Source organism: Bradyrhizobium sp. (assembly GCF_047605465.1).
Lineage (GTDB): Bacteria > Pseudomonadota > Alphaproteobacteria > Rhizobiales > Xanthobacteraceae > Bradyrhizobium.
The window spans coordinates 18,773-34,438 of sequence record NZ_JASGFS010000005.1; the positions used below are offsets into that span (position 1 = coordinate 18,773).

Sequence of the window (15,666 nt, forward strand, 5' to 3'; positions counted from 1 at the left end):
CGGAATTTGCGCGCGGAGTTAGCCCGCGCTCAGGCGGACGCCGGCACGCAGGAATTTCTGCGGATCGACGGCCTCGCCCTCGATGCGGGTTTCGTAATGCAGGTGCGGGCCGGTGGAACGGCCGGTCGAGCCGACGAGGCCGATCACCTGGCCGATCTTCACGATCTCGCCGACTTTGACGTTGATCTCCGAGAGGTGGCCGTAGCGGGTGGCAAGGCCGTTGCCGTGGTCGACCTCGATCATGCGGCCGTAACCGCCGGACCAGCCGGCCGAAACCACCTTGCCGTTGGCGGTGACGCGCACGGGATCGCCGGTCGAGGCGCGGAAGTCGAGCCCGGTATGCATCGCGGGACGGCCGAGGAACGGATCGCTGCGGACGCCGAAGCCCGAGGTGAATTCGACTTCGCCGACGACGGGCTTGCGATAGGGCACGAGCGCAAGCGTGCGGCTCAGCCGGTCCATCTCGGCGCGCGTGGTGTTGATGCGATAGAGCTGCTTCTCGAACGGCCCGGCATTGGCGGTCAGCTTGACCGGCACGAAGGGGCCGCCCATCGCCGAGCGCGGCACGGCGGCTTCGAGATTGGCGAGGTTCAGGCCGAGATCGCTGACGACGCCGCGCATCCGGCGCATGCGCGAATCCATGCCTTCCTCGACGGCGCTGAGGGCCGCCATCTGGCGGCGCTCGACCTGATCGAGCGAATTCGTGAGGCGGACCACGACGCTGTCGAAGCCCTGGTTCTTGGCGAATTGGTTGACCGGTGCGGCCACGACGGCCGGGACGCGCGATTCGAGTCGCGCTTCGCGATCCGGCGGCGCCACGAAGATCACGGTGTCGCTGATCGGCGAGGGTTTCGGCGTACCCTGCGTTGCGCCCTGAGCGGCATCGCCGCGCTGCGGAGCCGAGCGGGGAATCGATCCGGTCACGTCGGGCATGGCGCCAAGCGCCGTCGCCCGGGACTCCAGCGCCGTCTGGCGCTTCATGATCTGGTCGAGCTTCTGGTCGAACTGTTCCTGGTCGAGCAATTGCCGGCTGGTGGTGCGGTCGACCTTGGCGCGCAGCTCGGCGATGCGGTCCTCGTAGGCGTATTGCATGTCGGCCTGGCGGGCGATCAGGCGGGTCAGGACATCGTCTCGGAACGCGAAATAGGTGGCGGTGGCGGCCGACCATAGCCCGAGCAGCACGACCGTGCCCACAACGATCCAGAACACGACGGGTCCGAAGCGAACCTGCTTGCCGGCGTGAACGATGGTGTAGGCGTCATCCGTCGCGGGAAGGGAAGACGCTGCCGCCACGGCCGCTGCGGGACGGCGCTGGAAAGGCCGTCCGTGGTCATGAGGATGATGTAGGGGGTACTGCGAATATTGGGCAGAACTTTTCGACATCGGCACTCCCGCGCCGGTCGGAAACGTTCCTTGCGGCCTTAATTGCCGATGCAATCTGGGCCGGTCATGGTTAATTTTCAGGAAACGGGAACGCTCGAATTTAACGTCCTGGTTAAAGACTTCTTGCGGCTGCGAGCACTTCGTCGGCGTGGCCATCGACCCGCACGTTGCGCCAGACCTTCGCCACCTTGCCATCGGCCCCGATCAGCACCGTGGTTCGAAGAATCCCGAGGAAGCTCTTGCCGTACATGGATTTTTCGCCCCAGGCGCCGTACGCCTCGAGCATCTCGTGCTTCTCATCCGAGATGAGGGGAACGCCGAGCTTGTGCTTGTCGCGGAACTTCTCCTGGGCCTTCAACGGATCGGCGGAGATGCCGAGCACAGCGGTGCCGGCCGCGCTGAAGGCGTTCGCCAGTCGCGTGAAGTCGATCGCCTCCCGCGTGCAGCCCGGCGTGTCGGCGCGGGGGTAGAAGAACAGGACGAGTTTGCGGCCGGCATAGTCCGACAATGTGGCCAGACCCCCGCCGTCGCGCGGCAACCCGAACGCGGGTGCCTTCTGGCCCTCCGTCAGCGCCGCGCTCGCGGCTTGCTTGGGGGCGGCAACCGATTCGGAGGATTTTAACCGTTTCGACGCCGGCTTGTGCGATGCTGGCTTCGTTACGGTCTTGCCTGATTTGCCTGTTGTCGCCCGTTGAGCTTTCGCGGGTTTTGCCCGCGCCAATGCCTTCGTTTTAGAGACCTTCTTTCCAGCGGTCGCGCTGCCGGAGGGCGTTTTGGACGATTTCTTTTGGGATTTCTTGGACATACGCCTTCCTTTCGTCGCTTTCGGCGGGTCAACAAAAGCGGTATTGCAGCTCTCGTCCGGTGTGCCGGAATCGTGCCCTCGGCTGGGCAAGTCTGACGACCCCGGAGTATGGTTACAAGGAATTCCACGCACCACCCCACTGCTCGTTGAACGCGCTCCCGGGGCGAAATGACGAACAGCAGGAATATTCGAGGTATGGCGGCACTGCCGGGGCGGGGAGATTCGATCCCTGTCGACGGCTGCGGTCCGGGCGGCGCTCAATCCTATGATGGGCGCCTGTATCGAGAGGCAATGGCAAGGAATACGTCGCCCCAGGACTACAATCGGGATTTCGATCGGCGCGGCGGCCGCGAGGCACCGCAGGAATGGGACGACGCCGATTGGGATCCGGATCAGGAAGCAGCGGCGGGCCATCGCGCGCGCCGGCTGCTGTCTCGTTCCAATTCAGGTTTCCACCGTTTCGGTGACGGCTTCGGAGCACTCCGGCGCTGGCTCGCGGCGGATCGCTGGCTGAAGCGGCTTGCGGTCGTCGTCGGTGCCCTCGTGCTCATGTTCGTCGGCTGTTTCGGCGCGCTGTGGTGGCGTCTCGGTGCCGGTCCGATCAATCTCGACATCGCAACGCCCTGGCTCGCCGCCGCGATCGAGGACAATATCGGCCACGGCAACACGGTGGAGGTCGGCGGCACCCAGATCGAGCGTGCGGGGCGCGTCCGTATCGCCGTGCGCATCCGTGACATCATCGTCCGCGATCGCGACCACGCCATCGTCGCCAGTGCGCCCAAGGCGGAAGTGCGGCTGTCGGGGGCGGCGCTGCTGATCGGGCACCTGCGCGCTGAAAGCCTCAATCTCGTCGATGCTGAGCTCGCGATCCGGATTGCGCCGGACGGGACCGTCACCGTGTCGGCCGGCGACACCGCAAAGCCGCTCGCAACCGGCGTCGCATCCAAGAAGGATGCGGGCTTGCCGCCGACGTTCCCGCGCAACGGGGTTCCGCCGCCGCCCTTCGCGACCACGCCTCCGAGCGCCGAAACCGCCGCGCCTGCGCCGCAGCCCACCGCGCAGAGCGGAATTCTTCAAGGCCTCGACTGGCTCGACAGCCTGAGTATGACCGGGCTCGACGGTCAGAACCTCAACGAGATCGGTCTGAAGAATGGCAATCTGATCGTCGACGACCAGCAGCGCGGCGGCAAATGGACGTTCGAGAACATCAGCCTCAGCCTGCGCCGGCCCACCCATGGCGGTGTCGCCCTCAGCCTCGGCGAGGAGGGCGCGCGCCCATGGTCGCTGCGTGCCACGATCGGACCGGCCGAGAACGGCGTGCGCTCGGTCGACATCCGCGCCGACAAGGTCTCGACCTCCAACATTCTCCTGGCCCTTCGGGTCAAGGACCTCACCTACAACGCCGATCTTCCGTTGACCGGCGAACTCAAAGGCGAGCTCGGCCGTGATGGCGTGCCGACGTTTTTCCGCGGCAAGATCATGATCGGCGCGGGCAACATCATCGACACCGATACGCCGGACTATCCGATGGCGATCGACTCGGCCGAGATCAATGTCGAGTGGGACGCGGGGCGGCGAGTGCTGGTCGCGCCGTTCAAGATCCTTTCCGGCGCCAATCGCCTCACACTGCTGGCCCATCTCGAGCCGCCGAACGGCACCAGCAACGACTGGCAGCTCGGCTTCAGCGGTGGTTCGATCCTTCTCGGCGGCATCGACAACGAGCCGCCGCTCGTCTTCAACCGGATCGCGATCGGGTTTCGCTTCGACACCGACCACAAGCGGATGCTGCTGACGCAGGCCGATGTCTCCAACGGCGAGATCGGCGTCGCCGGTACCGGCGCCATCGACTATTCCGGCGAGCCACGCCTGACGCTGGGCTTCGCGGGAACGCCGATGTCGGCCTCCGCGCTGAAGCGGATGTGGCCGACGCTGATCGTTCCGGAGCTGCGTCAATGGGTGCTCGAGCGTATCGAGCGCGGCACGCTCCAGCGCATCGAGGTCGGCGTCAACTCGCCGGTGCGCAACCTTCCGCGCAAGGGCCCGCCGATCCCCGATGACGGCCTCTCGGTCAACATCGTGGCGAGCGGGGTCGCCGTTCGTCCCGTGGACGGCATGCCGGTGGTGCACGATGCCGACCTGAAGGCGCATGTGACCGGGCGTACCGCGACCGTGACGATCGGACAGGGCATTGCCGACACGCCCGCCGGTCGCAAGATCACGATCTCCGATTTCACCTTCGAGGTGCCGGACATGGCGCCGAAGCCGTCGCCGTCGCGAACCAGGTTTCGCGTCGACGGGCCCGTGCCCGCCGCGGCCGAGATGCTGTCCAACGATCGGTTGAGCGATCTGTCGTCGACCGTCGTCGATCCCAACACAAGCAAGGGGACGTTCACGGCGAACATCCAGCTCGGCATGCCGGTCAAGGGAGAGCTGACCAAGTCCGACACCACCTACAACGTCACCGCTGATCTCAATGGTTTTGCCGCGGACAAGCTGGTGATGAACCAGAAGCTCGAGGCCAATAATCTCAAGATCGTCGCAAGCAATCAAGGCTACCAGGTCAAGGGCGACGTGAAGATCAACGGGCAGCCGGCCTCGCTCGACTATCGCAAGCCGGCTGAAGGCGACGCGGATGTCAAACTGCAGGCGACGCTCGACGACGCGAGCCGCGCTCGGCTCGGCTTCGACCTCAGCCCCGCCGTCAGCGGCTCGCTGCCGATCAAGCTCTCCGGCAAGATCGCCAGCGGTCCCGATCAGACCACCAAGCTCGGCGTGGAGGCCGATCTGACGTCGGTCAGGCTCGACAACATCCTGCCCGGCTGGGTCAAGCTGCCGGGCAAGTCGGGCAAGGCCAGCTTCAAGGTGGTGCCGACACCGCAGTCGACGCGGCTGGAGGACATCGTCATCGAAGGCGGCGGCGCCTCGATCAAGGGTTCGGTCGAAGTCGATCCGAACGGCGACCTCATGAACGCGAACTTCCCGACCTATGCGCCGTCCGACGGCGACAAGGCGTCGCTGAAGGTGGAGCGCGGACAGGACGGCGTGGTCAGAGGCACCATGCGCGGCGACGTGTTCGACGGCCGGGCTTTCCTGAAATCGGCGATCTCCGGCAATGCCAAGGATGATGCCAAGAGCAAAATGAAGAATGTCGACTTCGACATCGACGTGAAGCTCGGCGCGGTCGCCGGATTCAACGGCGAGGCGATGCGCAGTGTCGATGCCAAGATGTCGCGTCGCAGCGGTGCGGTCAAAGCCTTCACGCTGAGCGGCAAGATCGGCCGCGACACGCCGGTGGCGGCGGACCTGCGCGGCGGCCGCGCGCAAGGCGGCCGCGAGGTGATCTACCTCCAGACCAACGACGCCGGCGCATTTCTGCGCTTCACCGACACCTACACCAAGGCCGTCGGCGGCCAGATGGTGGTGGCGATGGAGCCGCCGACCTCGGAGCCTTCGACGGCCAGGGAGGGCCTGATCAACGTTCGCGACTTCACGGTCAAGGGCGAGGCGCAGCTCGAACGCGTCGCCGCGGGCGCTCCCAACGGCCCCCAGAGCGGCGTCACCTTCAACGCGTTGCGCGCGGAGTTCACCCGGCAGAACGGCGCGCTCACGATCCGCGACGGCGTGGTCAAGGGGCCGATGATCGGCGCCACGATCGAGGGCTCGATCGACTATCCCGGCAATCAGGTGTGCATGAGCGGCACCTTCGTGCCGATGTATGGCGTGAACAACATTTTCGGCCAGATCCCGTTGTTCGGCATCTTCCTCGGCGGCGGCAACAACGAGGGATTGATCGGTGTCACCTACGAGGTCGTTGGCACGCCGGCCGCGCCGGTGATGCGCGTCAATCCGATCTCGGCGATGGCGCCGGGCCTGTTCCGCAAGATCTTCGAGTTCAATACCGGCAAGCAGAACTCGCCGATCGACGAGCTGCCGTCGCAGCAGCCGGGCGACAACAGCCCCAGCGGATCACCGCGTCAGCTGTCGAGCGGTTGCACGCTCGCGCGGCGATAGTCGCGCCCCCGAAGCGGTGATCCGCGGTTTCGTGCATCCGGTCTAAAACGAAAATGGCCGGGACGAGCCCGGCCATGACGATCGTCAGAAACTCTCGCGCCAAAGGTCTCGGCGCGGTGGCGCCGGCTTAGGCCGCGCGCACACCCGCCAGGAAGGTGCCGACCTCGCCGGAAAGCTGCTCGGCCTGCTTGGACAGGTTTGACGCGGCCGCAAGCACCATGCTGGCTGCGTTGCCGGTCTCGTTCGCCGCGGTGCTGACGCCGCCGATATTGGTGGTGACCTCCTGGGTCGCTTCCGCCGTCTGCGAAACGCTGCGAGCGATCTCGGCGGTGGCGGCGCCTTGCTCCTCGATCGCAGCACCGATCGATGTCGCGATCCGGCTGACTTCCTCGATGGTGGCGGTGATGCCGCCGATCGCGTCCACCGCTTCCTTGGTCGCGCCCTGGATCTGGGCGATCTTGTCGCCGATCTCGCGGGTGGCTTCAGCGGTCTGACCGGCAAGGGATTTTACTTCGGATGCGACGACGGCAAAGCCACGGCCCGCCTCGCCGGCGCGCGCTGCCTCGATCGTTGCATTCAGGGCCAGCAGATTGGTCTGGGCGGCGATGCTGGAGATGAGCTCGGCGACGTGCTCGATCTGCTGTGCGCCGTCGGACAGCGCGCGGACGATGGTGTCGGTGCGATGGGCGCTCTCGACCGCACGGCCGGTGACTTCGGCTGATTGCGCGACCTGACGGCTGATCTCGGTGATCGAGGAGGAGAGCTCCTCGGCAGCGGCAGCGACGGTCTGAACCCGCTGGCTGGCTTCGGTCGCGGCCGAACCGACCACGGCGGCGCGGCGGTTGGTGCCCTCGGCGGTCGACGACATCGACTTGGCAGTGGTCTCCAGCTCGCCCGAGCCCGAGGCCATCAGGCCGACGAGCTGACCGACGGAGGCGTCGAAATGGTCGGCGAGTGCGATCAGCGCGTCGCGCTTCTCCTGTTCGCTGCGGGTCTTCGCCGCGCCCTGTTCGGCCTCAAGCGTGCGGGCCGTCACAGCGGTCTGCCGGAGCACTTCGAGCGTCTCGGCCATGCGGCCGATCTCGTCGCCGCGGTTGGTCTCCTCAACCGGCTTGTCGATGGCGCCATCGGCGATGGCCTGCATCCGGTTCTTCTGGCGGTCGAGTGCACCGAGCACGTCGCGGGCGATCAGCCAGGACAGTGCGGCCATCAGCAGCATCAGGCCGACCCCGATTGCGGCGAGTTCGAAGGTGAGCGCCCGGACGTCGGCGTCGATGTCGTCGACATAGAGGCCGTAGCTCATCGTCGCGTTCCACGGGGCGAACTTGCGCGCGAAGACGGTCTTGCGGACGGCTTCGGTCTGGCCGGGGCGGGGATAGAGATAGGAGGCCACGCCGCCGCCATTCTGATCGCCGGCCTTGATGATCGCATCGGCGATGACGACACCATTGGAATCGACCGCGCCGGTGATCTTGCCTTCGAGCTGCTGGTTGGCGCCGTTGACGAGCAGAGAGGTATCGGCGTTGTAGACGACCGGATAGCCCTGGCCGTTGTTGAAGCTCATGCGCCGGCCGCGCAGATGGAATTGGGTCTTGGCGTCGGCCTGCGTCAGCTTACCGGCGGCGACGTCGTCCTGAAGCGATTGGGCGAGGCTGTAGAGCATGTCGACCGCGGTCCGCATCTGCTGGACGCGATCTTCCATCATGCGGCTCTTGCTGAGGAAGGACGATACGGCGATGATGGCCGCGACCGTGAGAGCCGCAAGGCAGACCATGCTGGCGAGTTTGGTGCGGATTTTCAGATGGCTCAGCATGTTCATCGCAGCCCCCTACGACATGTGGATCATTGCCCGGCCTCGGTAACATGAAGTTCTTACCAATCATGAATGTGGGCGAGCGCCCCCAGGCCGTGCGGCCCGCGCTCCGCAGCTTCATGCACAATCGTGCAGCCGGAGTGTCATGCGCCGGCTTTCGGCGGTCAGCAGTCCCGGGAAAAATGCTTGCGGGCTTTGGCGGTCACCGAGGCTGGACGGATCGGCAATGAAGCGATTCGTTCACCGCATCATCATGTCCGTGCTGCTCGTCGCAGCCCTCGTTCTCATCTGGAACGTGCTCGGCTCGCGTTGAAAAGGCACCGGCGGAAGCCGGTGCCTTTTTTGCTTGCGATCGAAATCTTGCGATCGAGCCTTGCGCGTCAGCGCCTCGCGTAGGCGTCGCCGGGCGCGCCGCTTTCCTTGCCCAGCAGCGCATCGACGCTGACCGAGCCGCCGCCGGCCGCCGAGATGTAGAGGCAGGCGAAGCAGAACAGGATCGCGGCCGTGCCGCCATTGAGCAGCGGCAGGAACACTGGCGTGCCGGTCTTGAGCATGTGGCCCATGAAGTAGGCGAACGCCATTTCACCGGACAGGATGAAGGCGGACAGCCGCGTGAACAGGCCCAGCATCAGCGTCGCGCCGAGCACCAATTCGAGCGTGCCGGCCACATAGATGATCGGCGGGATATCGGCGAAGTAGGGAAGCACCGGAAACTTGAACAGCTTGGCTATGCCGTACTGGAACAGCAGGAGACCGGTGATGAAACGAAACAGGCTCAAGAGAACCGGCTGAAAACGAGTGAGATAGGGAAAGTTCATTGGTTTGCGCCCTCCATCCAATGTCGCGACTTGGACCGTATTCGGTTCCACCCCGCAAGCTGCCCAGGATCAATTCATGCTGACATTTTCGTCATGTAGGACAAAACACCGCAGCTCGTCCCAGCGTCCGCACGTGTGGCAAAAATTTCAAACGAAGTATCGAGACTCGCCGTCCGTAATTTCCCGGTGACGCCGAGGAGTGCAGGTTACTTCGGCAACACCTACTCGCGCAAGGCGGGCACGATGAGGAAGGGGATCATCCCGAGGATCACGCTCGCAAGCGCAAAAAGGAGCAGCAGATTATAGCCATGTGTGAGGTCGTGGATGAGGCCTCCGCTCCATGATCCGAACGCCGAGCCGAGGCCGCTGCCGATCGAGATGGTGCCGAAGATCGTGCCGACGCGCTCGCCGCGGAAGATCTTCATCGCGGTTGCGGTGATCAGCGGGCCGCGCGAGCCCATCATGCTGCCGAAGCAGACGACGAAGCCCGTGAGCAGGATGATGTTCGGATAATACTGAAGCAGCCAGAGCAGGAAGATGCCGAGGATCGAGATCGCGTAGCTCAGCAGCACGGACGGCCTGCGCCCGATCAGGCCGTCGAGCGCGGAGACGCCGAGCATGCCGAACACAAGGACGACGCCGGAAAAGCCCCAGGCGGTCGCGGCCTGCAGCGGCGGAAAGCCTGCGTCGATCAGATAGGCCACGATCTGCGCCGCGATGCAGTACATGCCGACGGCGGTGAAGAAGAAGGTCGAGAACAGCGCCCAGAAGGCGTGGTGGCGCATCGCGCTCAGGAGCGTCCAGCCGTTGTCGACGAAAGCCGGATCGGTCCGCTTCACGACGTGAGGCGAGCCCGAGCCGAACAGGCGCCATGGCAAGAGCGTCAGGGGCACCAGCAGGCCGAGCGCGATGAATCCGAACAGCTGGTAGGTCTCGCGCCAGCCGAGATGGTCGATCAGGAGCTGCGATGCCGGCAGCAATGCCAGCACACCGCCACCCATCGCCGAATACACCACCGCCATCGCGGTCGGCAGGCGCGGCCCGAACCAGCGGCCGAGCAGGATCGAGTTCGGGACGTTGCCGATGAAGGCGACGCCGATGCCGACGCACAGTCCGATCGACAACTGGAATTGCCACAGATGCTGCGCGTGGCCCGCGATCAGGAATGCAGAGCCGAGCAGCAGCAGCCCGAGCGAGTAGACGATGCGCGGGCCGGAATGGTCGAACAGGCGTCCGACCAGAGGTGCGGTCAGCCCGCTCACGAGCCAGGTCAGCGAATAGATTGAGACGACCTGGGCGCGGTCCCAACCGAAGTTCTCGGAAATCGGCTTGAGGAAGACCGTGAAGCTCTCACTCAGACCGCGGCCGAGCACCGCGAGCATGAAGCACAGCGCCAGCACGACGAGTGCCGTCCGCACCGCGTCGCGCTGCGTGGCCGCAATTTGTTCCTTGGGCGTGCTTTGATCCATCGCCGGTCAGGGAGCGCGCTTCGGCGCGTCCTGACAAGCATCAAAAGCTCATACGCCTATGCAGGCTTGATGAGGACGTGCTTCTTCTTGCCGAAGGAGAGCTTGACCACGCCCTCCGGCGTCAACTGGGCCGCCGTCAGCATCATCTTCTCGTCGGTGACGGATTCGTCGTTCACGCGCAGGCCGCCGCCCTTGATCTGGCGCCGGGCTTCGCCGTTGGAGGCGACGAGACCCGCCTTGACGAAGGCGTTGAGCACGCCGAGGCCGGCCTCGAGTTCACCGCGCGGAACTTCCACGGTGGGCAGGCTCTCCGCCAGCGCGCCTTCCTCGAATGTGCGCCGCGCGGTCTCGGCTGCCTCGTTGGCAGCGTCGCGGCCGTGCAGTAGCGCGGTCGCCTCGGTGGCGAGCACCTTCTTGGCCTCGTTGATCTCGGAGCCTCCGAGCGCCTCGAGCTTCCTGATCTCGCTCATCGGCATCGTCGTGAACAGCTTCAGGAATTTGCCGACGTCGGCGTCCTCGGTGTTGCGCCAATACTGCCAGAAGTCATAGGGCGAGAACCGGTCGGCGTTGAGCCACACCGCGCCTTGCGCCGTCTTGCCCATCTTGGCGCCGGAGGCCGTGGTCAGGAGCGGCGTCGTCAGCGCGAACAATTGGTGCGCGCCCATGCGGCGGCCGAGGTCGACGCCCATGATGATGTTGCCCCACTGGTCCGAGCCGCCCATCTGCAGCCGGCAGCCGGTGCGCTTTGCGAGCTCGACGAAGTCGTAGGCCTGGCAGACCATGTAGTTGAACTCGATGAAGCTCATCTCCTGCTCGCGCTCGAGGCGCAGGCGCACGGAGTCCATCGTCAGCATGCGGTTGACCGAGAAATGCCTGCCGACGTCGCGCAGCATCTCGATCCAGTTGAGCTTGGTGAGCCAGGCGGCATTGTCGAGCATGATGGCGTCGCTGTTGCCGTCGCCGTAGCGCAGCACCTTGGCGAATACGCCGCGGATCGAGGCCTTGTTGGCCTCGATTTCGTCGACGGTGCGCATGGCGCGCGTCTCGTCCTTGCCGGAGGGATCGCCGACCATGGTGGTGCCGCCGCCCATCAGCGTGATCGGTTTGTTTCCGGATTGCTGCAGCCAGTGCAGCATCATCATGGTGAGGTAGTTGCCGATGTGCAGCGAGGGAGCGGTACAGTCGTAGCCGACATAGGCGGTCGCCTCGCCCTTGGCGGCGAGCGCGTCCAACCCCTCGAAATCGGAGCACTGGTGGATGAAACCGCGTTCCTGCAGGGTGTTGAGGAAATCCGATTTAAATGCAGTCATCTGTCGGCGGGCCTGATCATTCTTATTTTACGGTAATTGCGACAAGTTGCGGAACCCGCCCCAACCGGACTGCCCCAGCACAGCGCGCTGTGGCATTATAAGATGTACTTGATTGATACAAGTCAGGCGTCCGGGCAGGGGGCGTCGAGGCTGACCGAAGATGATGTTGACGGCACTCGGTTTGATGAGCGGTACCTCGCTTGACGGGGTGGATGTTGCGCTGATCGAAACCGACGGAAAGCAGGTGCGAGCGTTCGGACCATCCGGCTACCGGGCCTATAGCCCGGCAGAGCGGGACCTGTTGCGCCGGGCGCTGAGCGAGGCCGTCCACCTCCCGAAACGCGATGCCCGGCCCGGGATCCTGGCCGAGGCCGAGCGCGTGGTGACGCTGGCCCATGCCGAGGCGGTGGCTGCCTTCGTCGCCCAGCACCGGATGAAGGCCGAGGACATCGATATCGTGGGCTTCCACGGCCAGACCGTGCTGCACCGCCCCGAGAGACGGCTGACGGTGCAGATCGGCGATGCGCCGGCGCTGGCCAGGGCCATCCATATTCCCGTGATGCATGATTTCCGCGCCGCCGACGTCGAGGCCGGCGGGCAGGGAGCGCCTTTCGTTCCCGTCTACCACCGGGCGCTCGCCAATTCGCTGGAGCGCGAGGGGCCGATCGTCGTGGTCAATATCGGCGGCGTCTCCAACATCACCTATATCGACGGTACCGATACGCTGATCGCCTGCGACACCGGGCCCGGGAATGCGCTGCTCGACGATTTCATGTACCGCAGAATGAACCAGGCGTTCGACGCGGAAGGCAAGTTCGCGGCGCTCGGCAAGGCCGACGAAGCCTGGATCGCCCGGGCGCTGGAGCTGCCCTTCTTCGCAGCCCCGCCGCCGAAATCGCTGGACCGCAACGATTTCGCGGCGCTGAAGCTTGGCGAGATGGCTCCGGCCGACGGTGCTGCGACGTTGACCGCTTTTACCGCCGCCGCCATTTCCCGCGTCATCTCTCTCCTGCCGCGGCGCCCGCGCAGCTGGATCGTCTGCGGCGGCGGCGCCCGCAACCTGACCATGATGCGGATGCTGCGCGAGCGTGTGGGATCGGCGACCGTCGAGGCCGCCGAGACGGTCGGCTGGGCTTCCGATGCCATCGAGGCACAGGCCTTCGGCTTCCTGGCCGCGCGGGGGTTGAAGGGCCTCCCGCTGTCTTATCCCGCGACCACGGGGGTGCCGATGCCGATGACCGGCGGCGTGGTCGCGCGGCCCTGAGGTCATCGCGGCTCAATGCAATTGCATCTATCTTGACGGGTGCTTGCCGGCGCATCTATGTTGGATGCAGTTGCATCCAATTGCCGGAATCGCCGACATGACCGCCTCGCTCAAGCTGATCAGCCACACCCTTTGTCCCTACGTGCAGCGCGCCGTGATCGCGCTCAAGGAGAAGGGAGTACCGTTCGAGCGGATCGACATCGATCTCGCGAACAAGCCGGACTGGTTCCTCAAGCTGTCTCCGCTGGGGAAGGTGCCGGTGCTGGTGGTCGCGACCGACAAGGGCGACGTCGCGCTGTTCGAGAGCAACGTGATCTGCGAATACATCGAGGAGACGCAGCCGGGTGCCAAGCTGCATCCGGCGGACGCGCTCGAGCGCGCCGAGCACCGTGCCTGGATGGAGTTCGGCTCGGCGGTCCTCGGCGACCTCTGGGGGCTGGAGACGACGACGGATCCGGCGACGTTCGAGAGCAAGCGGCAGGCGCTCTCAGCGAAGTTCGCGCGTGTCGAGGCCGCGCTTGGCTCGGGTCCTTACTTCGCCGGCGACCAATTCAGCCTGGTCGATGCCGTGTTCGCACCGGTCTTCCGCTATTTCGATCTGTTCGATGAATTGACCGAGCTCGGCATTTTCCGTGACCTCGCGAAGGTCCGCGCGTGGCGGACGCAACTCGCAAATCGCCCGAGCGTCCGCACCGCGGTCGGCGCCGACTATCCGCAATTGCTGCGTGCCTTCCTGGTGCGCCACGACGCGCATCTGCTCAAGCTCGCGGCCTGAGCCCGCGCCGACGGCCCGCTTCGCGGCAGACGCGGACTGCGTCTGCGGAAGACCGTTCTGAAACGTGACGCTCAGCGCACGTTGGCGAGACGCATGTCCAGATAGGCCGTGATGGTCTCCATCAGCGGCTCGAGCTTGGCGTCGAAGAAGTGGTTGGCGCCGGGGATGACCTGCTGGTCGATCACGATGCCCTTCTGCGTCTTCAGCTTCTCGACCAGCGTGTTGACGTCCTTGGGCGGCACCACCGCGTCCTTCTCGCCGTGCACGATCAGGCCGGAGGACGGGCAGGGCGCAAGGAAGGAGAAGTCGTAGAGATTGGCGGGCGGTGCGATCGAGATGAAGCCCTCGACCTCCGGGCGGCGCATCAGGAGCTGCATGCCGATCCAGGCGCCGAAGGAAAAGCCGGCGACCCAGCAGGCACGCGCCTCGGGGTTGATGGTCTGCGCCCAATCGAGCGCGGCTGCGGCATCGGACAATTCACCGGTGCCGTGATCGAACGAGCCCTGGCTGCGGCCGACGCCGCGGAAGTTGAAGCGGAGCACGGAAAATCCGCGATGCGCGAAGGCGTAGTAGCACTGGTACACGATCTGATGGTTCATCGTGCCGTGGAATTGCGGATGCGGATGCAGGATCATCGCGATCGGCGCATTCTTCTGCTTGGCCGGGTGATAGCGGCCTTCGAGACGGCCAGCGGGGCCGGCGAAAATAACTTCAGGCATGATGATCTCTTGATTGATCCTTCGACGACGGCTCTCGGCAATCAATCGACTGTGCGGACTTCGCCGGCAGCCGTGCCGACCAAGCCGCGAATGGAAGGGTGGAGCGGCGCCCTCGGATGATGCGCGAGCGGCGCACGGTGAACTGACGCGCGCGTTCTAACATGAGCCGAGGGTCAAAAAGCAAGCATCTTGAACATCCGGCAATGAACTCAAGGCGTTAGCGCGCGATCGAGAGTGCGGCCGAGGTCATGGAGCGGATCGGGAGAGCCGGCGCTTGCCAAGGCAAGCGCTTGGAATCATGACCATTTCGTCTGAGCTCGACTGATTCACGGCCGGGGCATGGACTGGCCGAGCGCGGCAACCGCCGTGCGGTAGCGGCGGCTTCCTCCGAGCGTCCGTCCGGTGTCGAATGTCAGTTCGAAATCGCCTGACGGGTTGAGATCGACGCCGGTCACGCGATCCAGATTGGCAAGCCTGGTGCGGTGAACGCGAACGATATTGAAGCGCGCGAGATCGGCTTCGGCCGCCGCCAGCGTCCCCCGGATCAGGTGCTGGGCTCCGTCGGCAAGGCTGTACTCGATGTAATTCCCGGCGGAGGTGACCCACAGGATGTCGCGTGCGGTAACGCGAATGCGGCTGGTGCCGTCGCGCAGCCACAGCGGATCCGGAGACGGGGGCTGCAGCGGGGCGGCCGCGCCGGGAGAGGAGGCCATTGCCGCCGTCTTCAGCTCGCGCCGGCTCTGCAGCAGCCAGATCGTGCTGCCGATCAGAAGAACGGCCACGCTGTCCTTGCGAAACTCGTAGAGCACGGTCGCGAGCGAGAAGTGGAAGTCGTAGGCGTCCCCGGCGAGCCAGAGCACGATCTTTCGGATCCACACCATGCCGGTGATGTGGAGGGCCGAGAAGCCGAGCAGGGCGGCCGCGCCGATGCCGACGCGCGGGGCGAGGCCGGAAGCCCGGCGCATGTGCCGGACGGCGGCGACCAGGACCGGCAGCAGCAACAGAATGACCGTGATGCTCGACATTTCCCAGAACAGCCGCAGGCCGAACTCGGAACGATCGCCGCGCCAGGCCGCATCCTGGGCGCCCGAAAGCGCGTTCACGGTTCCGATCGCGAGCGCGACAACTGCGATCGCGCTGTAAGTCACTTTCCAGTCGCTGCCGCTGCTCCCGGAAACTCCGCCGCTGGTCCCGGCGCGCCGCGCCTCGTCCCCTCGCTCCCGGTCCTGATCCCAACCCGGCTCGACAGGCCCCGTATGCGAGGCATTTTCGGTGTCAGCCATGGCCAAAGAACCGTGC

The 15,666-nt window shown here is 65.3% G+C and carries 11 protein-coding genes; 3 read left to right on the forward strand and 8 right to left on the reverse strand.

What is annotated here, in order from left to right; translation table 11 throughout:
- Window positions 1-18: 18 nt before the first annotated feature.
- Window positions 19-1,383, reverse strand: coding sequence for a peptidoglycan DD-metalloendopeptidase family protein (locus QM712_RS06940; protein WP_415022334.1), 1,365 nt, complete (start codon window positions 1,381-1,383; stop codon window positions 19-21).
- 112 nt (window positions 1,384-1,495) lie between these two features.
- Window positions 1,496-2,188, reverse strand: coding sequence for a peroxiredoxin (locus QM712_RS06945; protein ID WP_415022562.1), 693 nt, complete (start codon window positions 2,186-2,188; stop codon window positions 1,496-1,498).
- 195 nt (window positions 2,189-2,383) lie between these two features.
- Here QM712_RS06945 and QM712_RS06950 point away from each other — a divergent pair, with 195 nt between their 5' ends.
- Complete coding sequence (locus QM712_RS06950; protein WP_415022335.1) at window positions 2,384-6,199, forward strand: DUF3971 domain-containing protein; 3,816 nt, start codon at window positions 2,384-2,386, stop codon at window positions 6,197-6,199.
- A gap of 127 nt (window positions 6,200-6,326) precedes the next feature.
- On the opposite strand, the gene QM712_RS06955 is transcribed toward QM712_RS06950, so the two are convergent.
- The 4 genes from QM712_RS06955 to tyrS all read right to left on the reverse strand — a co-directional run bounded on the left by QM712_RS06955 (window position 6,327) and on the right by tyrS (window position 11,609).
- Window positions 6,327-8,018, reverse strand: coding sequence for a methyl-accepting chemotaxis protein (locus tag QM712_RS06955; protein ID WP_415022336.1), 1,692 nt, complete (start codon window positions 8,016-8,018; stop codon window positions 6,327-6,329).
- Window positions 8,019-8,392: 374 nt separating this feature from the next.
- Window positions 8,393-8,830 (reverse strand): DoxX family protein, encoded by a 438-nt coding sequence (locus tag QM712_RS06960; RefSeq protein ID WP_415022337.1) that lies wholly within the window; start codon window positions 8,828-8,830, stop codon window positions 8,393-8,395.
- Window positions 8,831-9,051: 221 nt separating this feature from the next.
- Window positions 9,052-10,299, reverse strand: coding sequence for an MFS transporter (locus QM712_RS06965; RefSeq protein WP_415022338.1), 1,248 nt, complete (start codon window positions 10,297-10,299; stop codon window positions 9,052-9,054).
- Between the two features lie 56 nt (window positions 10,300-10,355).
- Window positions 10,356-11,609, reverse strand: coding sequence for a tyrosine--tRNA ligase (gene tyrS / locus QM712_RS06970; RefSeq protein ID WP_415022339.1), 1,254 nt, complete (start codon window positions 11,607-11,609; stop codon window positions 10,356-10,358).
- 160 nt (window positions 11,610-11,769) lie between these two features.
- On the opposite strand from tyrS, the gene QM712_RS06975 reads away from it, so the two are divergent.
- Both QM712_RS06975 and QM712_RS06980 read left to right on the forward strand, forming a co-directional pair.
- A complete protein-coding gene (locus QM712_RS06975; protein WP_415022340.1) occupies window positions 11,770-12,873 on the forward strand; it encodes an anhydro-N-acetylmuramic acid kinase in 1,104 nt (367 codons plus the stop codon).
- 97 nt (window positions 12,874-12,970) lie between these two features.
- The gene (locus tag QM712_RS06980; protein ID WP_415022341.1) at window positions 12,971-13,648 is read left to right on the forward strand and encodes a glutathione S-transferase family protein; all 678 of its coding nucleotides are present in this window, start codon (window positions 12,971-12,973) and stop codon (window positions 13,646-13,648) included.
- A gap of 71 nt (window positions 13,649-13,719) precedes the next feature.
- Here the strand turns inward: QM712_RS06980 and QM712_RS06985 are convergent, their stop codons facing one another.
- Together QM712_RS06985 and QM712_RS06990 are read right to left on the reverse strand one after the other, a co-directional pair.
- Window positions 13,720-14,367: an alpha/beta hydrolase gene (locus QM712_RS06985; RefSeq protein ID WP_008143006.1), complete on the reverse strand. Its 648-nt coding sequence runs from the start codon at window positions 14,365-14,367 to the stop codon at window positions 13,720-13,722.
- Between the two features lie 326 nt (window positions 14,368-14,693).
- On the reverse strand, window positions 14,694-15,650 hold the full coding sequence (locus QM712_RS06990) for a LytTR family DNA-binding domain-containing protein (protein WP_415022342.1): 957 nt from the start codon (window positions 15,648-15,650) through the stop codon (window positions 14,694-14,696).
- Window positions 15,651-15,666: the final 16 nt, after the last annotated feature.